Here is a 20,153-nt window from a genome sequence, read left to right on the forward strand (position 1 = left end):
AATTATTCCTTAAGTTAAAAAATTACTTAATTATATTATTTACTAATAAATACATATTTAATATTTATATAAGTTAATTTAAATAAGTTGATTGACACTAACTCAACTTTTATGATATAATTTCTATAAAAAAATATAAGTGGAGATATATAATGAGTAATAGTTTATATGAAACCTTAGGCATCTCAAAGGGTGCTAGCAGCGATGAGATCAAAAAAGCTTATAGAAAATTAGCTAGACAATACCATCCTGATATTAATAAAGAGCCAGGTGCTGAGGAGAAATTTAAAGAGATTAACGCAGCTTATGAAATCTTAAGCGATGAGACCAAGCGTCAGCAGTATGATCAATATGGCGATAGTATGTTTGGCGGACAGAGCTTCCATGATTTTAGTAGGGCAAATTTTGGTAGTAACGCAGATATTAATGATATTTTAAATCAAATTTTTGGCAATTTTGGCAGATCTAGTGGCTCTAGAAGAGGTTTTGGTGGATTTAGCTCATCTGGATTTGAGAGTTTTGATGGATTTGGCGGTGGATTTGGGCAAAATTTAGATATTCAAGCTAAGATAAATATCCCATTTGAGTTAGCTGTAAATGGCGGAGATTATGAATTTAGCATAAATGGCGAAAAAATTAAAATTAAAATTCCAGCAGGTTTAAAAAGTGGAGAAAAGCTACGAGCTAGAAATAAAGGCAAAAGTGCTGGCTCACATAGGGGCGATCTTATCATAACTGTAAATATAGAAGATGATAAAGAGTATAAAAGAGATGGAGATGATCTATATAAAAATTTAGATATTAGCTTAAAAACGGCTCTTTTTGGTGGTAAGATTGAAGTTAAGACATTTAAAAAAGATGTATCTATCAAAATTCCAGCTAATACTAAAAATGGTCAAAAAATTAGATTAAAAGGATATGGGGTTAAAAATAGAAAGAGCGAGATTTATGGCGATATGTATTTAGTTATCAATGTGGTTTTACCGGATGTAGATCAGCTAGATGCGCAGTTAAAAGATCTACTTCAAACAAAATTATAAAGAGGCAATATGAGAAATTATGAAGAACCAGTTTATCTAATTAGCGTAGTGGCAAAGGTGTTAAATATCCATCCACAAACTCTAAGACAATATGAAAGAGAGGGTTTAGTAGAGCCTAGTAGGACTGAAGGCAAGATGAGATTATATAGCGAAAAAGATCTTGATAAGATTAAGATGATTTTGCGTTTAACAAGAGATTTGGGGGTAAATTTAGCAGGTGTTGATGTGATTTTACGGCTTAAGCAAAGACTTGAGGAGTATGAGGCGATTATAGATGAATTAAGATCAAATATAAAAACACAAAATAAAGGTTCGCTAGTAAAAAGAGTCAGTAGCTTTGATATGATATTTGTAGATGATAAAAAGTAGGCTAAATGGATAATCTTGTATATATTTTTATTATTGCAGCTGGTTGTGCTATATTATTTAATCTTATATTTCGCAAATATGAGATCCCAACCATAATAGGCTATATCGCTACTGGGGTATTTATATCTCAACTTTTTGGATTAAAGAGCAATCACGATTTGAGCTTTGTGGCTGAATTTGGAATTGTATTTTTGATGTTTACTATCGGTCTTGAGTTTAGCATTAAGCATTTAATGTCTATGAAAAAATATGTATTTTTATATGGCTCTATACAGATGATAGTTACTGGATTTATCCTTAGTTTATTAGCTTTTTATATGTTTGGTTTGGATATAAAAATAGCTATTATCATAGGCTTTGCTATGGCGCTTAGCTCCACGGCTATTGTATTAAAGATACTAAATGATACTGGTCATATCTCAAAAAAATATGGGAGAAAAGCTCTTGGAATTTTATTATTTCAAGATATTGCTGTGATCCCTTTGCTTTTAATGATGGATATATTTGATATTAAAGATGGCTCAGTAAGCTCTTTGATACTCACATCTATTATAAGTGCAGTTATTCTTATAGTGCTTTTATATTTTATTGGTAAGTATATTTTAAGTCGTGTTTTAAACGCAGTTATTCAAACAAATTCAAAAGAGATATTTATAACAACAATTTTATTTACCGTAATTGGAGCTAGTTTTTTAGCGCACTATTTTGGATTTAGCTACTCTTTGGGTGCATTTATAGCTGGAATGCTTATCGCAGAAACGCCATATAAGCACCAAATAGAGACTGACTTGATACCATTTAGAGATTTACTACTAGGATTATTTTTTATAACAGTTGGTATGCAGATAAATTTTGCTGTGATATTTACCAATCTTTTAATCATAATTCCTATGCTAATTTGTGTGCTATTTATAAAGATTATGGTGGTTTATCTATTTTTAATGATGTTCGCTAGGAAAAAGACAGCATTAAAAACAGCCCTTAGCCTAGCGCAAGTAGGCGAATTTGCCCTAGCGATATTTACTCTTTTATCAGTAAAAAATATGATAGATGATAGAATCCTTCAAATTTTAACCGCTGTAGTGATAATATCGATGGTATTAACCCCATTTATCTTAAAAAATGTCGTTAAAATCGCTGATAAAATGGAAGAGCAAGATATCTTAGATGATGAGATTATCAGTAGCCAAGAGCAAGATATAATGGACGAGCTAACCAGTAAAAATTCTATGGAGCTTAAAGAGCATTTTGTAGTATGTGGATATGGTAGGCTAGGCCGTGAAATAATAAGGCAGTTAAAGGCTAAAGGCTGCTCGTATATCGCTCTTGAGAGTGATTTAAATTTAGTAGAACGGGGTAAAAAAAGTGGCGATAATGTATATTATGGCGATGCAACTCAAAGTAGCACATTACAAAAAGTTTGTATTAAAGATTGTGTAGCGGCCATAATCGCAGTTAGTAATGAGCAAAAATCTGAATTAATAGCAAATTCTATTAAAGATTTAGGATATGATGTAAATACTATTATAAGATTTGCTGATACTATAGAGAAGGGGCTTTATAGGGATTTTGGAGATCATTTTCATTTGGTTAAAGAAAGGGAAGCTGTGGCTAATGCTATTATACGCAAGGCCTTAGAGTGCGTAAAAGATAAATTTAGTAGGAGTGTAGATGGATAATTCGCTGATAATATTTGGTTTATTATTTCTTCTTAGTGTTTTGTTTAGCAAAATATCAGATAAATATGGCGTCCCAGCCTTGCTTATGTTTTTAGCAGTTGGAATGCTAGCTGGTAGTGATGGGGTAATAGGGCTTGAGTTTAACAATGCTAAAATAGCAGAAAATGTAGGGACAATAGCACTTATTTATATACTTTTTGCTGGCGGGTTTAATACAAATTATAAATCAATTAAGCCTATTTTTAAAAGTGGTATAATCTTAGCGACATTTGGGGTTGTAATTTCAGCTGTTATCACTGGAGTATTTGCTTATTATATAATGGGATTTTCTATTTTAGAATCCCTATTATTTGGGGCTATTATTAGCTCTACTGATGCTGCTGCGGTATTTTCTATTATGCGTTCAACCAAGCTTAAGAATAATCTTGCTTCCTTGCTTGAATTTGAAAGCGGAAGCAATGATCCTATGGCTATATTTTTAACCATTACTTTGCTTGGATTGCTTACAGCTACAACGGTGATTGATCCATATACAATGTCTATAAAGCTTTTGCTTGAGTTTATCCTTGGTGGTGCGATGGGATATCTATTTGGTATTATAATTCCAAGCCTAATAAATAGGGTAAAGCTAGGCTCATGGGGGCTATATCCAGTGCTTTTAATAGCCTTAGTTGCTATGCTTTTTGGCTTATCAGAAAAGATCGGTGGCAATGGCTATATCGCAGTGTATGTAGCTGGAATTATAGCTAATAAAAAAGAGTTTTTATATAAAAAGAATTTAACTGGCTTTTTCGATGGAATTGCTTGGATGATGCAGATATTTATATTCCTTACTCTTGGTCTTTTGGTATTCCCTAGCGAGTTGCCTCATGTAGCGATGATAAGCATATTGATGGCTCTTATTGTGATGTTTATATCTAGACCTATTAGTGTGTTTTTTTGTACGATATTTTCTAAATATAATTTTAAAGAAAAATGCTTTATCTCTTGGGTTGGCCTTAGGGGCGTTGTGCCTATTATTTTAGCGACCTATCCGCTATCTGCAGAGTTAGAAAATGGTCAATTGATGTTTAATATTATATTTTTTATGGTCTTAATCTCAGTTTTAACTCAAGGCACTACTTTAAACAAAAGCGCAAAGATATTTGGGGTTATAGAAGCAGAAAAATCTAACACAAATATGCCTAGTAGCCCAATCTCATACTCAGATATAAAGCAGTATAGAATTGGTGAGTCATCTAAGGTGATTGGTAAGAATTTAACCGAAATTGGACTTCCAGATGATTTTTTAATCGTTTTAGCAAAGCGAGATGGGGAGCTAATAAAGGTTAGCGGCTCATTTGAATTTATGCAAAATGATATATTGCTAATTTTATGTAATAGCGAACTAAGATACCAAAAAATTATTAGGATTTATGGATTATAGGGTATATAATGGAATTAGAAATTTGGGTTTTTGTATTGCTATTTTTTGTAGCATTTTTAAGTGGTTTTGTAGATGCTATTGCTGGAGGTGGTGGGCTTATTACCATTCCAGCACTTATATCAGTAGGCATTCCAGAGCATATAGCACTAGCTACTAATAAACTCCAAGCCACCTTTGGTAGCTTCACAGCTGCGGCTAATTTTACGCATAAAAAGATGGTGGATTTTAACTCTTTATGGCGTGGGATTATATGGACATTTATAGGAGCAGTGCTTGGCACTTGGGCGGTGCTATTAATCGATGCTAGTGTGATAAAATATCTAATTCCAATTTGCTTAATTGCGATTTTAATATACACAATCTTTAGCCCAAAACTTGGAGAAATAGATAGAGAAAAAAGGATAGGAGAGGGGCTATTTTACACTATTTTTGGCTTAATCATTGGATTTTATGATGGATTTATAGGGCCTGGGACTGGGTCATTTTGGATGTTTGCTTTTGTTAGTTTATTGGGGTTGAATTTAAAAAGCGCTGTAGCCAATACTAAAATTTTAAATTTTGTCTCAAATATTGTCTCTTTATGCGTATTTATCGGTGGCGGACAGATATTGTGGATGCTTGGTGTGATTATGGGATTTGGGCAGATGATAGGGGCATATTTTGGCTCTCATATGGTTATTAAAAGGGAGATTAAATTTATAAAAATTATCTTTTTAACTGTGGTAAGTTTAACTATTGTTAAGTTACTTTATGATCTATTCATTTTATCATAGTAAAATATATATTTTAATTTTTGCTTAATCTAAATTAAGATATAATCTTGGCAAAAATTTTCTCAAAGGCACTTTTCTATGAAAGATCTCTTTCTTTTTTCAAATTTGATCATCAATGATCATAGTTTCACATATCTTTTTCACATAATTTTAGTCGCAATCATTGTGCTAATTATCGCCAAAATGGCTACTAGCTCGATGCAGCTTGTGCCTCGTGGTACTCAGAATTTGCTTGAGGCATATCTAGAAGGTATTGTATCTATGGGGCGTGATGTTATGGGTAGCGATGAACTTGCTAGAAAGTATCTACCACTTGTAGCTACAATTGGTTTGATAGTTTTAACAAGCAATGTTATAGGTATAATACCAGGTTTTGAAGCTCCAAGCTCAAGTTTGAATTTAACTCTTTGTTTAGCACTTTGTGTATTTTTGTATTATAATTTTGAAGGTATTAGAACTCAAGGTGTGATTAAATATTTTGCTCACTTTATGGGACCAAATAAATTTCTAGCTCCATTAATGTTTCCTATAGAGATTGTATCTCATTTATCACGCATAGTTTCGCTATCATTTAGGCTTTTTGGTAATATAAAAGGTGATGATCTATTCTTAATGGTTGTTTTAAGTCTTGCTCCGTGGGTTGCCCCACTTCCTGCTTTTGCTTTGCTTACATTTATGGCACTACTACAAACTTTTATATTTATGATTTTGACATATGTATATTTAGCTGGTGCTGTAGTGGTATCTGAAGAGCACTGATTTTTGATATATATACTTAATTTTATTCTTGGTGCGTCATGGGCAATAGCTCTTGTTGGCGCACTGATTTTTATCTACTATTTTCATTTTTTTGGATTTTTTATTAGCGGTTTTGTTGGGGCTAGTTTTGGGCTAATTTTAGCTTTTATCACACATTTGTTAATAAAAATTTTAAGCTATGATAAAATATGCGATAAGCGATCCTAAATTCTACTCAAATTTTGATTACGCTTTTAATAATTTTAGTAGATTAAAAAGTGCTGATATGATACTTTTTAGAGATAAAATATCTAAAAATTATTATAAATTAGCTACTGATTTTATTAAATTCAAATCCGAAAATCTTAAATTTTTGGCTCAAAATGATATAAATTCGGCTTGTAAGCTTGGTTTTGATGGAATTCATTTTAGCTCAAATTTAATCCATCTTTTAAAAGATACACCACCAAATTTAATCAAAATTGCTAGCACTCACAATATCAAAGAGATAGAATTAGCCAGTCAATATGGTGCTGATTTTATCACATTTAGCCCGATCTTTTTCACACCAAATAAGGGTGAGCCAAAAGGCTTAGAGGTATTAAAAGAGGTTGTAAAAATCTCTAAAGCTAAGGTTATTGCCTTAGGTGGCATAATAAGCCAAGAGCAAATTGATAGTGTGGTTGATTGCGGTGCTGCTGGATTTGCCTCTATTCGCTATTTTACGCTAGATTGAGTGTGTTATTAATATTTAATTTTTTTTGTGCTAGAATATGCCATTTTATTAATATCAAAAGGTCAAATTTATGTTTGAAACAGTTATAGGATTAGAAGTTCATTGTCAGCTAAATACAAAAACTAAAATATTTTGCGGCTGCTCAACTAGCTTTGGAGAAGAGCCAAATACGCATGTTTGTCCTACTTGCCTAGCTCTACCAGGAGCGCTACCGGTGCTAAATTCTCAAGCGGTTAAAAAGGCTATTAGCTTTGGTAAAGCGATAAATGCAACTGTGAATAAAAAAAGCGTTTTTGATCGTAAAAACTACTTCTATCCAGACCTTCCTAAGGCGTATCAAATATCTCAATTTACAATACCAATTGTAGAAAATGGGGAGTTGATTATTAAAGTTGGCGATAAAAATAAAAAAATTGGCATTACTAGAGCTCACTTAGAAGAGGACGCTGGTAAGAATAGCCATGAGGGCAAGAGTAGTTTGGTAGATTTAAATCGTGCTGGAACTCCGCTTTTAGAGATTGTGAGCGAACCAGATATAAGAAGTAGCGATGAAGCAGTAGCTTACCTTAAAAAGCTCCATAGTATTTTAAGATTTTTAAATATTAGCGATGCAAATATGCAAGAAGGCTCTTTTAGATGCGATGTTAATGTTAGTATCAGACCAAAGGGCGATGATAAGCTATATACTAGGGTTGAGATTAAGAATTTAAATTCATTTAAATTTATCCAAAAAGCTATTGAGTATGAGGTTGAGCGTCAGTGTGAAGCGTGGGAAGATGGCAGGTATGATAGCGAGGTAGTCCAAGAGACAAGGCTATTTGATACTACCAAGCTTATTACAAAACCAATGAGAAGCAAAGAAGATAGCGCTGAGTATCGCTACTTTCCAGATCCAGATCTACTCCCTGTGATAATCCCAGATAGCTTGATGGCAGAGGCTAGTATCTTGCCTGAATTGCCAGATGAGAAAAAGGCTAGATATATGAGCGAATTTGGGATAAAAGAGAGCGATGCTGATGTGATAATTAGTAGCTATGAGATGGCTAAATATTTTGAAGATTTAATAGCTAGTGGTAACTCTGCTAAATTGTGTGTAACTTGGCTAAGCGTTGAGCTATTGGGTAGATTAAAAAATGGCTTAACAATCGAGACTTCACCAGTTAGCAGTGCTAAGCTATCAATACTATTAAATAGAATAGAAGATGGCACAATCTCTCAAAAAGCTGCTAAAGATGTGCTAGATGAGATTTTCATAAGTGATGAGAGCGTAGATAGCGTAATTGATCGCTTAGGATTAAAACAAGTAAGTGATGACTCAGCGATTATAGCTATTATCGATAGTGTTTTGGCCGCAAATAGTGATAAGGTAGCTGAGTATAAAAGTGGCAAGGATAAATTATTTGGATTTTTTGTCGGACAAGTGATGAAAGAGGGTAAGGGTGCTTTCAATCCAGCTAAAGTAAATGAGCTACTAAAGTCAAAGCTATGAAAATAGCAGTAATTGGTGCTGGGAAATGGGGTCAAGCTCTATACTCAGCACTTAAGATTAATAATGATTGTGTTATTTCATCTAGAACAAAGCGAGATATAGATGGATTTATAGGTTTATCAGAAGCTTTGAAGTATGATTATTTGCTTTTTAGTATCTCAACTCAGATGACAGATGAATTTCTAAGCTTAAATTTTAAATCAAATAATCAAAAAATATTGGTAGCCTCAAAGGGCATTGATATAATTAGCGGTAAATTTTTACATGAAATATATGCTAAATTTAGCAGTGGCGATAATCTAGCATTTCTTAGCGGCCCAAGCTTTGCTAGTGAGGTTATGCAAGGGTTGCCGTGTGCTCTTGTGATAAGTAGTCAAAATAAGGAGTTAGCTCAAATTTGGGCTAGTGCTTTTCCAAATTTTATTAAGCCTTATATTAGCAGTGATGTCATAGGTGCCGAGATTTGCGGTGCGTATAAAAATGTGATTGCTATAGCTGGGGGAGTGTGTGCTGGGCTTGGGCTTGGGCAGAATGCTAGGGCTAGTTTAATATCTAGAGGGCTAGTGGAGATGGCTAGATTTGGCGAGCATTTTGGGGCTAAAAGTGATACATTTTTAGGTCTTAGTGGAGCTGGAGATCTCTTTTTAAGCGCAAGTAGTGAGCTATCAAGAAATTATAGAGTAGGGCTTGGACTAGCTAAAGGAGAGAATTTAGATAGGATTTTAGATGAGATTGGCGAAGTAGCAGAAGGTGTAGCCACAGCAAGAGCTATAACGAAAATGGCGCAACAAAGGGTGATTTACACTCCAATTGCTAATCAAGTAGTTGATATGCTAGGCGGAAAAAATGCCAAAGAGGCTTTAAAGGATCTATTAAAAAGACAATGAGAAAGATTATTTTACTATTTATATTTACTATTTGTTTGTTTGGTAACTCAAGCGATAAAGAGCTTAGAAATATGATCGGTCAGATGATTATGGTGGGCTTTAGTGGTAGTAGCACTAATGATGAGTGGGTAAGACAGCTACGCTTAGATATTAAAAATGGTAGAATTGGCGGAGTTATGATACTAGCTAGGAATATTAGCAGCAAGCAAGGATTAAAAGAGCTAATAAGCTATCTAAACTCAGCCAGACCAAAACAGCCGCTATTTATCGCAATTGATGAAGAGGGTGGAGAAATTAGCAGATTTAATAAATTTAGCGATTTTGAGCACTTTCCATCAGCTTATAAGGTTGGAAATGAGCTAAATTTAAGTAGTGCAAATAAGCTATATAGCAAGATGGCAATGCAGTTAAAAAGTCTTGGGGTAAATATGAATTTTGCTCCGGTAGTTGATCTGCATAATGATATATCTCCTATAATTGGTCAAAGGCAAAGGGCATTTAGTAGTGATGCTAGCGAGGTTACTGCCTATGCAAGTGAGTTTATATCTGCATTTGATAATTACAGCGTTGCTAGTGTGTTAAAGCATTTTCCAGGCCATGGCAACGCAGCAGCTGATACTCATAAAACCAAAACTATTGTGGATAATTTTGATTTTGATGAGATTAGGCCATATTATGAGCTAATTAAACGCAAAAAGGCTAAATTTGTAATGGTTGGTCATATGATAATCCCAGTAATCGATGATACAAATCCAGCCACACTCTCTTATCAAGTTGTTACAAATTTATTAAAAGATAGTCTAGCTTTTGAAGGGGTTGTAATAAGTGATGATATGCTGATGAAAGCCCTTGGCGGGACTTTAGAAGAAAACGCCATAAAAGCTATAAAAGCTGGAGTAGATATAGTGCTTGTTAGTGAGTATTTTTATAATAAAACAAACTCCATAAAAGCAGTAAATGATGCGATTTTTAACGCAGTTAAGAGCGGTCAAATAGAGATGACTAGAATCGTAGATGCCTATAATCGCATAATTGCTCAAAAGGCTAGATTTTAGCCTTTATCTAGCCCAAGTCTATTAAACTCTGTTTTTAGGCTATTTTTTACCTTATCAGCAATCTCTTTGCCGTTTATAAAATTTAACTCCACAAAATCATCAACTCTACTAAGTAGATCAAAAAGCTTACTTTGCCACTTGGTGCTATCTTTGGAGTTCAAAGACTCTATAAACACAAGCTCTTTGCTAAAATCGCTTAAATTTTCTAAGATTTCATCTTTTTTATCTGGGTATAGTATGCCATTATCTAAGGCTATTTGACGCAATATATCTATTTGATTATCTATCTCACCGCAAAATTTAGAGTAGGCTAAATTTGGGTTTTCATCTTCTATTGTGATATTTTGCGTAACTTTATTTATCTGTTTGTATAGTATCACTCCTACGACCAAAACGGCCAATGCCATTATAATTAGATCATTTTGTCCCATTTTTTCTCCTTAAATTTGCCATCGCAGCAATAGCAAGGCTAATCCATATAAGCATAAAGCTAGTAAATTTATAAAAATCAAGAGTCTCATTATACATAAAAACTGCAATAATCATACTTAAAGTTGGACTTATATATTGTAAAAATCCAATTGTAGAAAGCTTTAGATATTTGGTGCTAGCATTAAATGTCAGTAGCGGTAAAATTGTGATAAAGCCGCTTAAAAATAGCATTACTCCATTAAAATTTAATCCAAATTCGCTACTTTGATTAATATATAAATATACCAAATATATTATGGCAAATGGCGATAAAATCATAGTTTCTATAAATAATCCTTCAAATGCTCTTACCCCAAGTCTTTTACGCAAAAGCCCGTATAGAGCAAATGATAGTGGTAGTATAATGGATATGAATGGAAGTCTGCCAAGAGCGTAAATTTGAATTGCGATAGCTATAAATACAATGAAAATTGATAGCTTTAAGGCTGGGCTAAGCTCCTCTTTTAATATAATAGCCCCAAGAAGTATCGAAAAAAGCGGATTTATAAAGTATCCAAGGCTAGTTGCTAAGATATCATTTTGATTGATTGCATAGATAAATATCCCCCAGTTACTAGCGATTAATACGCCAGTAACGGCTAGAGTTAGGGTTACTTTTTTGATTTTTGCTAATCTTTTGACGCTATTTAGCTTTTTGGTGATTATAAGCACAATTAGCAAAATCACAGATGACCATATAACTCTATGGGCTAAGACTTCAGTGGCACTAATGCCTTGGATAAATTTAAAAAATATAGGGAAAATCCCCCACATAATAAATGTAGCTAAAGCTAGGATAAACCCTTTTTGTGCCATTATTAGTGTAAATCGCCTATAAATTTAATAATTCTTGGATTGTTTTGTGCTTCAAAAAACTCTTTTGGCGGCTGTATTGTTACTATTTTACCATTTTCTAAAAATATAATCTTATCAGCAATATCTTTAGCAAATTTAAGTTCATGTGTTACTAAAATCATCGTTTGATGCTCATTGGCTAGCATTTTAAGCGTGGATAAAACTTCGCTTACTAGCTCTTTGTCAAGTGCGCTTGTAGGCTCATCAAGTAGCAAAATATCAGGCTTTAAAGCCATAGCTCTAGCTATTGCGACTCGTTGTTGCTGACCACCACTAAGTGAGCTTGGATAGGCGTTGGCTCTATCTTTTAGGCCAAATTTATTTAATAAATTTAAAGCAATCTCAATAGCCTTTTCTTTTGGCATTTTTTGGACACTGATTAGCCCTTGGGTGATATTTTGCGTAGCATTTAGATGGGCAAATAGATTATAAGATTGAAAGACCATCCCCATTTTGCGTCTTAAATTTAGGATCTCTTGCTTATTTGGATGCTTTTTAAAATCAATTTTTAAACTCCCATCGCTAAATTCCAAAATCCCGCTATCTGGTGCTTCAAGGTAGTTTAATGAGCGAAGAAGTGTTGTCTTGCCACTTCCGCTTGGGCCGATAATTGCTATTATTTCACCTTTTTTGATATCAAAACTGATATTTGATAAGATGGTGTGAGAGGCTATTTGTTTATTAATATCTTTTATTTGTAGCATATTTTCCTCTTATAAATGCTTACTAAATTTAGCTTCAAGGCGTGTTTGGATATACCCAAGTCCGATACATATAACCCAATATATCAAAGCAGCTTGAGAGTATACTCTTAGGAATTCATAATTTTGTGAGGCTATAGTTTGAGCTTGTCGAAATAGCTCAGCTACCAAAACCACTGAAGCTAAAGATGTATCTTTAATAAGCGCTATAAAGGTATTAGATAGAGTTGGTAAGGCTATTTTAAGGGCTTGCGGTGCTATAATTTTAATAAAAGTATCGCTATTAGTTAGTCCAATGCTCCAACCAGCCTCCCATTGGCCCTTTGGTACTGCTAATATACTAGCTCTGATAGTTTCGCTACTATACGCACCAATGCTAAGGCTAAAAGCGATTATAGCGCTAATAAATGGATTTAGCGTTACGCCGATATTTGGCAAACCATAAAAAATTATAAATAGCTGAACCAAAAGCGGAGTTCCTCTGATTATAGATACATAGAATTGAGAGAGTAATTTAAGCAAATTTGATATTGCATTTTTGCTGTGATTAATGCGAATTAGTGCGACAATCACCCCTATAGCTATACCACAAATAAAAGATATAACGCTAAGGGGAATCGTATATAAGATCGCCCCTTTAAGCATAGGTATAAAAGCTTCAATATAGCTATTCACTAACATCCATTCCAAAATATTTTTCTGAAATTTGTTTTAGAGTGCCATCTTTTTTCATAGATTCTAAGGCTTTGTTGATTCTATCTCTTTGTTCTGTTAGCTCTTTTTTAAACAAAAAGACACTTCTAGTGCCATCGCCTGTATCAAATGCGATTTTAATATTTTTATCGCCTGTTGTTTTTAAGTAGTGTAAAATCGCTAATTTATCATTCATAGTAGCGTCAGCTCTACCTTGGCTTACAGCTTTAATGGCGGGTGCTAAGCCATCAACTAAGATTATATTTGCTCCATTTTTGATAGCAGTTTCATAGTAGTTGCTTCCCATTGATTGGGCGATATTTTTGCCTTTTATATCATTTAGCGAGTTTATGCTATTATCATCAGCCCTTACTGCTATAGCTGCTGAAGTAACTATATATGGATCGCTAAGTGTGTAAAGCTCAGCTCTTTTTGGGTCAGCATCGCTAATTTGATTAGCTATCATATCAAAGCGATTTGAGTTTAACCCTGAGAATATCGCATCCCAGTTTGTCTCATGAAATTCGATCTCAAATCCAGCTCTTTTGGCTGCTTCAGCTATTACTTCAACATCATAACCTACCAATTTACCGCTTTCATCGTGATATGAAAATGGATTATATGTGCCTTCTGTAGCGACTCTTAATTTATCCTTTACGCTCTTATCTCCAGAACAACCAATAAAGATAAAAGCCATAAATAAAATAGCAAAGATATTTCTCATTTTTTTCCTTTAAATTTGATTTTTTCTTATATGTTTTGTATATGCGTGTATATACTCATAGCCTGAATATAGCGTGATGGCTACAGCAATCCATAATAAAATCTCGCCACCCCACCACTGCATAGATAAAAATCCTATAGCGACCATTTGCATAATAGTCTTAATCTTACCAGCTATGGAGGCACTCACATCGATATTTTCACTAGCCATAACAACCCTAAATCCAGTGATAAAAAACTCCCTAACAAGTATGATATACACAGCCCAAGCATTAGCTCTATCTATAATCATTAGTCCCAAAAATGCTGCTAAAATCAGCATCTTATCAGCTAATGGATCCAAGATAGCACCTAGCTTTGTCTTTTGATTCCAGCTTCTAGCTATATAGCCATCAAAAAAATCAGTAATACTAGCTACTACAAAAGTTAAAGCACAGAAGTAGTTAAGCCAACTAATATCTATATAACTACTGCTATTTTTGATTTTTAATAGCAAAAAGAACATTAATGGCGCTAAAAGTATGCGAAATATGGCTAGAGAATTTGGTAAATTTATCATTTAAATGTAGTGCCACCATCAATTATAAATGTATGTCCAGTTACCCAACTAGCCTTTGAGCTACATAAAAATAGACAAGCCCCAGCTAAATCTGTAGGCTGCCCCATACGGCCAAGTGGGCTTAGTGCAGCTGTAGCGTCTCTTACCTCTTCATAGTTTGTAAAAGCCCTTAGTGCATCTGTTTCTATCGGACCTCCACTTACTACATTAACTCTAATATTATGCTCTCCAAGCTCAGTTGCGGCGTATCTTGCCATAGCTTCTACTGCGGCTTTTGCTGTGCCGTGCCCGCTATAGTGTTCGATATAGACTAGATTGCCAGTTGAGCTTAGGCTGATTATGCTACCACCGCCTACTTTTTGCATTCTTTTAGCCGCCTCTTGGGAGCCTACTACAAAGGCATTAACCGTAGCGGTAAATATATTATTTATTCCACGAGGTTTGAGCTTCATAAATTTAGTATATCCACCAGCTACAGCACGCCCTGAAATAATCGCATTTGATATGAAAAAATCAATCCTATCAAAATCCTTATCAATCTCTAAAAATAGCTCTTTATAAGTTTCAGGCTCAAGGATATTTAAAGCATAAGCTCTAGCTTTTATCCCAAATTCTTTCTCTAATTCCAAAGCTTGATTTTTAGCCATCTCTTCATTTGAATTATAGGTAAAAGCGATATTTGAACCGCATTTAGCAAATTCAAGCACAATTGCCCTACCAATCCCTCTTGTACCGCCACTAATAACTAATGTTTTGCCTTTAAATTCATCATGATAACAATTCATTAAAATCCTTTTATATCATAAGTTTTCATTACTAATTCTATTTTTTTAAGGTTTTGCTCGCTTGGGGCAACCAGCGGAAGTCTATACTCTAATGTGTCTATTAGCCCAGCAATATACATAGCTGCTTTAATAGGTATCGGATTTGACTCACAAAATAGAATTTTATTAATATTATATAGCTTATCATTAATCTCTTTTGCTTTTAAAAATTCATTTTGTAATGCGTATCTAGTAAGTGCAGATATTTGATCTGGTAATAAATTTGAAGTAACAGATATTACGCCTTTTCCGCCATTGCTAAGCACTGGATAATTTATAGCATCATCGCCGCTTAATAGATATATTTTTGGCTCATGAGCTAATATATCAACGCATCTTTCTATATTTCCACTTGCCTCTTTAACTCCATAAATATTATCACAATCATTAAATAGTCTTATAATTGTCTCTGGCAATATATCACATCCTGTTCTAGATGGGACATTATATAATAAGATTGGTATATCTACTGATTTGGATATGGCTTTGTAGTGTTGATACAATCCTTCTTGAGTTGGTTTATTATAGTATGGAGCTACTGATAATATCCCATCAGCACCGCATTTTTGGGCAAATTCAGCTAGACCTATAGCTTCGTGCGTGGCGTTACTTCCTGCACCGGCTAATACCTTGACATTGCTACCTTTACACGCATTTACGGCTATTTCGATACAAATTCTATGCTCATCATGGGTTAAAGTAGCACTCTCTCCAGTAGTTCCTACAGGCACAACTGCGTCAATGCCATTTTTAATCTGTCTTTTAATGAGTTTTTCATAGCAATTTTCATCTATTTTACCATTTTTAAAAGGCGTTACTAAGGCCGTCATTGCCCCATAAATACTCTTTTTCATTTGGTTCCTTTTAATATAATTGTAGTTGATTTATCTTTATTAAAATATCTATTTGCGCAATCTTTAATATCTTGCGTTGTAAGTGCATTTGTCATATCTGAAAGCTGCCAAAGTGTCTCTATATCGCCTTTTGCTATGTAGCTTCCATATAGACTTGCAAGTTTACTAGCACTACTTAGCGAGTAGATAAAGTTGCTTTTTAAGCAATTTTTTATCTTAGTTAGCTCATCAGCTTTTATATCGCTATTTTTTAGCTCTTTTATTAGTTTTAAAATCTCTTTTTTAACATTTTTGGCTTTTACGCCTGGATTACAAATAGCAATTATAATAAATAAATTCTCATCAATGCTATCCATAGGATAAGCGTAAATTTGATTTACTAAATTTAATTCATCTATTAAGACTCTTTCAAAAAGGGAGCTTTTGCCGCTTGATAGATATTCGCTAATAGCACTTAATGCGGTTTGATCTTTATGATTAAATGGTGGAATTTTGTAGGCTATGGCTATCATTTCTACATCGCTTTGCTTGCGGATTACTAGAGATTTTTCGCCATTTTGTTCTGGTTCTACGCAGTGTAAAGCAGGGATTTGACAGCGGTTTTTTATACCTTCAAAGTGCTTTTTGCCTAGATTAAAGGCGCTCTCTTTATCGATATCACCAGTAATCATCAAAAAAGCATTTTTAGGCTGGTAGTATATAGACCAAAAATTGCGAATATCATCTATAGTCCAATTTTGTATATCATTTATAAAGCCAATTGGAGTCCAGTGATATGGATGATAGATAAAAGCGTGATTAAATAGCCTAAAATAGAGCATTCCAGTTGGATTATTATCCGTTCGCCATCTACGCTCTTCTAAAACCACATCACGCTCAGGCAAAAACTCATCTTCTCTAAGGCTTAAATTTGACATAATATCAGCATAAAGCTCTAGTGAAGTATCAAGATTTTGGCTTGAGCATTTGATGAAATAGTGGGTAAAATCAAATCCAGTGCTAGCATTATTTACCCCACCAAAACCCTTTACTATTTGGTCAAATTCCCCAGCCTTTTTATTGTCTGTGCTTTTGAAATTTAGGTGCTCTAGCATGTGTGCGATCCCGCTTTTACCCATTGTTTCGTTTCTAGAGCCAACCTTATAATATAGATCTATACTAATAACATTTGAGCCTAAATTTAGTGGAGTGTGATATATCTCAAATCCATTCTCAAGGGTAATTTTGCTAAATTGTGGTAGCATTTATCTCCTTATATCTACGCCAACTGCTTGGGAAATACTCTCATATCCTTCGCTTAGGGCTAAATTTAATATTTGATTGTTTATATTTTTACAGATACTAGGGCCTTCATAGATAAAACTAGTGTATATCTGTATTAAATTCGCACCCATTTTAATGCGTTCATAAGCCTCATCTGCGCTATCAATCCCACCGCAGCTAATTAAAATAGCTTTGCCAAAAAGCTCTTTGGCAACCTCTTTAAACAGCTCTTTACTCTTATTTTTTATAAGTTGTCCGCTCAAACCGCCAAAATCTTTTGCCTTAGGAGTAAGTGAGTAATCTACGCTTGTATTGTTGATTATAAGCCCTTTAAATCCAGAATTTGCAGCAGTTAAACAAAGCGATATAGCTGAGTCTATACTCATATCTGGGGCGATTTTTAAGATTAATGGCTTTTTGGTTAAGCCGTTTAAAGTAGTAGATAATTCACCTATAAAAGATTCGCTTTGTAAATCTCTTAAATTTGGGGTATTTGGCGAGCTTATATTGATTACAAAGGCATCACAGCAACTATCAAGCCCTTTAACTAAAGTCTCATAATCCTGAATAGCCATTTCATTTGGGGTGATCTTGTTTTTACCTATATTGGCAATTAATGGAATGCTAGAAGGGTATAATTTCGTGGCTCTAGCTTTAATCTTATCTAGCCCATCATTATTAAATCCCATAGCGTTTTGAATGCTTTTTTCTTCTATTAATCGAAATAGTCTTGGCTTTGGGTTGCCAATTTGCGGTTTTGGAGTCAAAGTCCCATACTCTAAAAATCCAAATCCCATCGCAGATAGCGGTAATATCATAGTTGCATTCTTATCAAATCCACCAGCAAGACCAATAGGATTTAAGAAATTTAATCCAAAAATATTTTGCGATAATTTAGTATCAATAAAGCAAAAATTATTCACCAAATAGTCGCTCACAAATGGAATTTTTACAGATACACGCATAGCTAATTCAGCTATTTTATGGGCATTTTCTGGGTTTAGTTTAAATAAAATTTTTTTAATATCGCCATAATCCATTATATTCCTTTAAAATCAGCAATTTTAGCTAAAATTTGCTTAAATTTGCTTATAATTTAAATAAATTTAATGATATTTTGGATATGTGTGAATATAATAAAATTATAAATTCAAGGTGCTAAAGTGGTAAATTACTTAAATTTTAATTTAAAACATATATTAGTTGTGGTAAGAGTTGCTTTATATCTTTAAATACCGAAATTTTAAAACAATTTATATAATATTCATTTATAATAATTATAATTTAATCAGCGATGAAAAATCAAAAATAAGGATATAAAACACAATGAATAGAAGAAATTTCTTAAAATTAAATCTCTTAGGTTTAGCAGGTGTAGCTTATGCAAATCCTCATATGGGGCATGACATGATGGATCATGACATGATGGGGCATATGGGGCATGACATGATGGACCATGACATGATGGGCCATGATATGGATAAAATGCCAATGAATAGAGAGATTGATACCTCTTTTATCCAATTTGCTCAAAAAGATTTAAAGCTTTTAGACCAGAAATATTTCCCTAAAGGAGAAGCTTTAAAAGCTCTGCCTGTGCTTAAAAATGAAAGCAAGGAAAAAAATGTTTTTCGTGCGACAATAGAGGTAAAAGAGAGTCAAATCGAAGTGATTAAGGGCAAAAAAACAAAATTTTATACCTATAATGGCTCAATACCAGCTCCAAAAATAGAGGTTTATGAAGGGGATAAAGTTGAAATTTTAGTTAAAAATAAACTCAAAGAACCGACAACCATACATTGGCACGGACTTCTTGTGCCGCCTAATCAAGATGGAAATCCACACGATGCTATTTTAGCAGGTGAAGAGAGGATTTATCATTTTACAATACCACAAAATAGTGCTGGTACTTACTGGTATCATCCTCATCCGCATTTTATTGCTTCAAAACAAGTTTTTATGGGTTTAGCTGGATGTTTTGTAGTCAAGGCTAAAAAAGATGCTCTTAGCCATCTTAAAGAAAAAGATCTTATGATTACTGATTTGCGTCTTGATGAAAACGCTCAAATTCCACACAATACCTTAATCGATTGGCTTAATGGTAGAGAAGGTGAGTTTGTGCTTATTAATGGACAATACCAACCTAAAATCAAACTCGCAAGCAATGAACGCATACGCATTTATAATATGAGTGCAGCTAGATACTTAAATTTACGCATACAAGGGGCACAATTTATACTTGTTGGAACTGATGGAGGGCTTATAGAAAAACCGATTTTTAAAGATGAAATTTTCTTAAGCCCTGCTTCACGCGTAGAAGTTTTAATCGATGCGACAAAAGATGGAGAATTCAAGCTTGAAAGTGGCTATTACGATAGAGATAAAATGATGGTAAAAGAAGAGCCAAATACTCTTTTCTTAGCTGATATTTCTTTTAAAAAAGAAAAATTACAACTACCAAAAACATTAAGAACCTTTAAGCCTTTAGAAGAACCAAAAGATTTTAAAGAAGTCATAATGAGCGAAGATCATATGCAAATGAATGGCTTAATGAATAAAAATGAAGAAGAGTTAAGAATTGCACTAGCTTCTATGTTTTTAATCAATGGGAAAAGCTTTGATTTAAATGGTGTTGATTTACATTCTAAAGTAGGAGTGGTAGAAGAGTGGATAGTGATTAATAAATCACATATGGACCATCCTTTTCATATACATGGCACACAATTTGAGCTTATCTCATCAAAATTAAATGGTAAGGTTAAAAAAGCAGAATTTAGAGCCCTAAGAGATACTATTAATGTGCGTCCTAATGAAGAAGTAAGACTAAGAATGAAGCAAGATTTTATAGGTCATAGAATGTATCATTGTCATATTTTAGAACATGAAGATTTGGGTATGATGGGAAATTTAGAAGTGAAGGAATAAAATGGTAGAAGCTTAAATTTGCTTAGAAAAACAAAATATAGATATGATTTTATTATGCTATAGGTGGTTATACTAGCCATTTATAGCTTAAAT

Annotated in this window: 21 protein-coding genes; 11 read left to right on the forward strand and 10 right to left on the reverse strand. The window is 33.7% G+C overall.

Going from position 1 to position 20,153, the window contains the following annotated elements; all coding sequences use genetic code 11:
- The first annotated feature begins 152 nt into the window (after positions 1–152).
- The 10 genes from CSUIS19073_RS00380 (at position 153) to CSUIS19073_RS00425 (ending at position 10,192) form a co-directional block, all read left to right on the forward strand.
- Positions 153–1,040, forward strand: a complete 888-nt coding sequence (locus tag CSUIS19073_RS00380) for a DnaJ C-terminal domain-containing protein (protein ID WP_086236592.1) — start codon at positions 153–155, stop codon at positions 1,038–1,040.
- 9 nt (positions 1,041–1,049) lie between these two features.
- Complete coding sequence (locus CSUIS19073_RS00385) at positions 1,050–1,409, forward strand: heat shock protein transcriptional repressor HspR (protein ID WP_086236593.1); 360 nt, start codon at positions 1,050–1,052, stop codon at positions 1,407–1,409.
- A 5-nt stretch (positions 1,410–1,414) separates the two neighbouring features.
- Complete coding sequence (locus CSUIS19073_RS00390) at positions 1,415–3,088, forward strand: cation:proton antiporter (RefSeq protein ID WP_086242069.1); 1,674 nt, start codon at positions 1,415–1,417, stop codon at positions 3,086–3,088.
- On the forward strand, positions 3,081–4,514 hold the full coding sequence (locus CSUIS19073_RS00395) for a potassium/proton antiporter (protein ID WP_086236595.1): 1,434 nt from the start codon (positions 3,081–3,083) through the stop codon (positions 4,512–4,514). The genes CSUIS19073_RS00390 and CSUIS19073_RS00395 overlap by 8 nt, the downstream gene beginning before the upstream one ends.
- An 8-nt stretch (positions 4,515–4,522) precedes the next feature.
- Complete coding sequence (locus tag CSUIS19073_RS00400; protein WP_086242070.1) at positions 4,523–5,287, forward strand: TSUP family transporter; 765 nt, start codon at positions 4,523–4,525, stop codon at positions 5,285–5,287.
- A 78-nt stretch (positions 5,288–5,365) separates the two neighbouring features.
- Positions 5,366–6,046, forward strand: coding sequence for a F0F1 ATP synthase subunit A (locus CSUIS19073_RS00405; RefSeq protein ID WP_086236597.1), 681 nt, complete (start codon positions 5,366–5,368; stop codon positions 6,044–6,046).
- Positions 6,047–6,224: 178 nt separating this feature from the next.
- Positions 6,225–6,761 carry a thiamine phosphate synthase gene (locus tag CSUIS19073_RS00410; protein WP_086236599.1) on the forward strand — a complete coding sequence of 179 codons (537 nt, stop codon included), beginning with the start codon at positions 6,225–6,227 and terminating at the stop codon, positions 6,759–6,761.
- Between the two features lie 70 nt (positions 6,762–6,831).
- Positions 6,832–8,250, forward strand: a complete 1,419-nt coding sequence (gene gatB, locus CSUIS19073_RS00415) for an Asp-tRNA(Asn)/Glu-tRNA(Gln) amidotransferase subunit GatB (protein ID WP_086236600.1) — start codon at positions 6,832–6,834, stop codon at positions 8,248–8,250.
- Positions 8,247–9,137, forward strand: a complete 891-nt coding sequence (locus tag CSUIS19073_RS00420; RefSeq protein ID WP_086236601.1) for an NAD(P)H-dependent glycerol-3-phosphate dehydrogenase — start codon at positions 8,247–8,249, stop codon at positions 9,135–9,137. The genes gatB and CSUIS19073_RS00420 overlap by 4 nt, the downstream gene beginning before the upstream one ends.
- Complete coding sequence (locus CSUIS19073_RS00425) at positions 9,134–10,192, forward strand: glycoside hydrolase family 3 N-terminal domain-containing protein (protein ID WP_086242071.1); 1,059 nt, start codon at positions 9,134–9,136, stop codon at positions 10,190–10,192. Before CSUIS19073_RS00420 ends, CSUIS19073_RS00425 begins: the two co-directional genes overlap by 4 nt.
- Here CSUIS19073_RS00425 and CSUIS19073_RS00430 read toward each other — a convergent pair.
- The 10 genes from CSUIS19073_RS00430 to CSUIS19073_RS00475 are packed head-to-tail and all read right to left on the reverse strand — an operon-like array spanning position 10,189 to position 18,175.
- Entirely contained in the window at positions 10,189–10,623 is a 435-nt protein-coding gene (locus tag CSUIS19073_RS00430) for a hypothetical protein (protein ID WP_086236603.1), read from the reverse strand. The genes CSUIS19073_RS00425 and CSUIS19073_RS00430 overlap by 4 nt on opposite strands.
- Complete coding sequence (gene rarD / locus CSUIS19073_RS00435; RefSeq protein ID WP_086242072.1) at positions 10,610–11,479, reverse strand: EamA family transporter RarD; 870 nt, start codon at positions 11,477–11,479, stop codon at positions 10,610–10,612. The genes CSUIS19073_RS00430 and rarD overlap by 14 nt, the downstream gene beginning before the upstream one ends.
- A gap of 2 nt (positions 11,480–11,481) precedes the next feature.
- Positions 11,482–12,222: an amino acid ABC transporter ATP-binding protein gene (locus CSUIS19073_RS00440; RefSeq protein ID WP_086242073.1), complete on the reverse strand. Its 741-nt coding sequence runs from the start codon at positions 12,220–12,222 to the stop codon at positions 11,482–11,484.
- Positions 12,223–12,231: 9 nt separating this feature from the next.
- A complete protein-coding gene (locus tag CSUIS19073_RS00445) occupies positions 12,232–12,894 on the reverse strand; it encodes an amino acid ABC transporter permease (protein ID WP_236842465.1) in 663 nt (220 codons plus the stop codon).
- Positions 12,887–13,636: a transporter substrate-binding domain-containing protein gene (locus CSUIS19073_RS00450; RefSeq protein ID WP_086242074.1), complete on the reverse strand. Its 750-nt coding sequence runs from the start codon at positions 13,634–13,636 to the stop codon at positions 12,887–12,889. Before CSUIS19073_RS00450 ends, CSUIS19073_RS00445 begins: the two co-directional genes overlap by 8 nt.
- Before the next feature lie 9 nt (positions 13,637–13,645).
- Positions 13,646–14,191, reverse strand: coding sequence for a CDP-diacylglycerol--glycerol-3-phosphate 3-phosphatidyltransferase (gene pgsA / locus CSUIS19073_RS00455; RefSeq protein ID WP_236845255.1), 546 nt, complete (start codon positions 14,189–14,191; stop codon positions 13,646–13,648).
- Entirely contained in the window at positions 14,191–14,979 is a 789-nt protein-coding gene (locus tag CSUIS19073_RS00460) for an enoyl-ACP reductase (protein ID WP_086236608.1), read from the reverse strand. Before CSUIS19073_RS00460 ends, pgsA begins: the two co-directional genes overlap by 1 nt.
- Entirely contained in the window at positions 14,979–15,872 is an 894-nt protein-coding gene (dapA, locus tag CSUIS19073_RS00465) for a 4-hydroxy-tetrahydrodipicolinate synthase (RefSeq protein WP_086242075.1), read from the reverse strand. Before dapA ends, CSUIS19073_RS00460 begins: the two co-directional genes overlap by 1 nt.
- Complete coding sequence (locus CSUIS19073_RS00470) at positions 15,869–17,116, reverse strand: M16 family metallopeptidase (protein ID WP_086242076.1); 1,248 nt, start codon at positions 17,114–17,116, stop codon at positions 15,869–15,871. The genes dapA and CSUIS19073_RS00470 overlap by 4 nt, the downstream gene beginning before the upstream one ends.
- Positions 17,117–18,175, reverse strand: a complete 1,059-nt coding sequence (locus CSUIS19073_RS00475) for a quinone-dependent dihydroorotate dehydrogenase (RefSeq protein WP_086242077.1) — start codon at positions 18,173–18,175, stop codon at positions 17,117–17,119.
- A gap of 286 nt (positions 18,176–18,461) precedes the next feature.
- On the opposite strand from CSUIS19073_RS00475, the gene CSUIS19073_RS00480 reads away from it, so the two are divergent.
- Positions 18,462–20,060, forward strand: a complete 1,599-nt coding sequence (locus CSUIS19073_RS00480) for a multicopper oxidase family protein (RefSeq protein ID WP_086242078.1) — start codon at positions 18,462–18,464, stop codon at positions 20,058–20,060.
- Positions 20,061–20,153 lie beyond the last annotated feature (93 nt).

The sequence above is a fragment of the Campylobacter sp. RM19073 genome (genome assembly GCF_024723495.1).
Classification (GTDB): Bacteria; Campylobacterota; Campylobacteria; order Campylobacterales; family Campylobacteraceae; genus Campylobacter; species Campylobacter porcelli.

Coding starts and splice junctions, on each gene's coding strand:
- CSUIS19073_RS00380 (WP_086236592.1), top strand. CDS start 153: ATGAGTAATAGTTTATATGAAACCTTAGGCATCTCAAAGGGTGCTAGC.
- CSUIS19073_RS00405 (WP_086236597.1), top strand. CDS start 5,366: ATGAAAGATCTCTTTCTTTTTTCAAATTTGATCATCAATGATCATAGT.
- CSUIS19073_RS00470 (WP_086242076.1), bottom strand. CDS start 17,116: ATGCTACCACAATTTAGCAAAATTACCCTTGAGAATGGATTTGAGATA.
- CSUIS19073_RS00400 (WP_086242070.1), top strand. CDS start 4,523: ATGGAATTAGAAATTTGGGTTTTTGTATTGCTATTTTTTGTAGCATTT.
- CSUIS19073_RS00410 (WP_086236599.1), top strand. CDS start 6,225: ATGATAAAATATGCGATAAGCGATCCTAAATTCTACTCAAATTTTGAT.
- CSUIS19073_RS00480 (WP_086242078.1), top strand. CDS start 18,462: ATGAATAGAAGAAATTTCTTAAAATTAAATCTCTTAGGTTTAGCAGGT.
- CSUIS19073_RS00385 (WP_086236593.1), top strand. CDS start 1,050: ATGAGAAATTATGAAGAACCAGTTTATCTAATTAGCGTAGTGGCAAAG.
- CSUIS19073_RS00425 (WP_086242071.1), top strand. CDS start 9,134: ATGAGAAAGATTATTTTACTATTTATATTTACTATTTGTTTGTTTGGT.
- CSUIS19073_RS00420 (WP_086236601.1), top strand. CDS start 8,247: ATGAAAATAGCAGTAATTGGTGCTGGGAAATGGGGTCAAGCTCTATAC.
- CSUIS19073_RS00460 (WP_086236608.1), bottom strand. CDS start 14,979: ATGAATTGTTATCATGATGAATTTAAAGGCAAAACATTAGTTATTAGT.
- rarD (WP_086242072.1), bottom strand. CDS start 11,479: ATGGCACAAAAAGGGTTTATCCTAGCTTTAGCTACATTTATTATGTGG.
- CSUIS19073_RS00430 (WP_086236603.1), bottom strand. CDS start 10,623: ATGGGACAAAATGATCTAATTATAATGGCATTGGCCGTTTTGGTCGTA.
- dapA (WP_086242075.1), bottom strand. CDS start 15,872: ATGAAAAAGAGTATTTATGGGGCAATGACGGCCTTAGTAACGCCTTTT.
- CSUIS19073_RS00395 (WP_086236595.1), top strand. CDS start 3,081: ATGGATAATTCGCTGATAATATTTGGTTTATTATTTCTTCTTAGTGTT.
- gatB (WP_086236600.1), top strand. CDS start 6,832: ATGTTTGAAACAGTTATAGGATTAGAAGTTCATTGTCAGCTAAATACA.
- CSUIS19073_RS00475 (WP_086242077.1), bottom strand. CDS start 18,175: ATGGATTATGGCGATATTAAAAAAATTTTATTTAAACTAAACCCAGAA.
- CSUIS19073_RS00390 (WP_086242069.1), top strand. CDS start 1,415: ATGGATAATCTTGTATATATTTTTATTATTGCAGCTGGTTGTGCTATA.
- CSUIS19073_RS00440 (WP_086242073.1), bottom strand. CDS start 12,222: ATGCTACAAATAAAAGATATTAATAAACAAATAGCCTCTCACACCATC.
- CSUIS19073_RS00450 (WP_086242074.1), bottom strand. CDS start 13,636: ATGAGAAATATCTTTGCTATTTTATTTATGGCTTTTATCTTTATTGGT.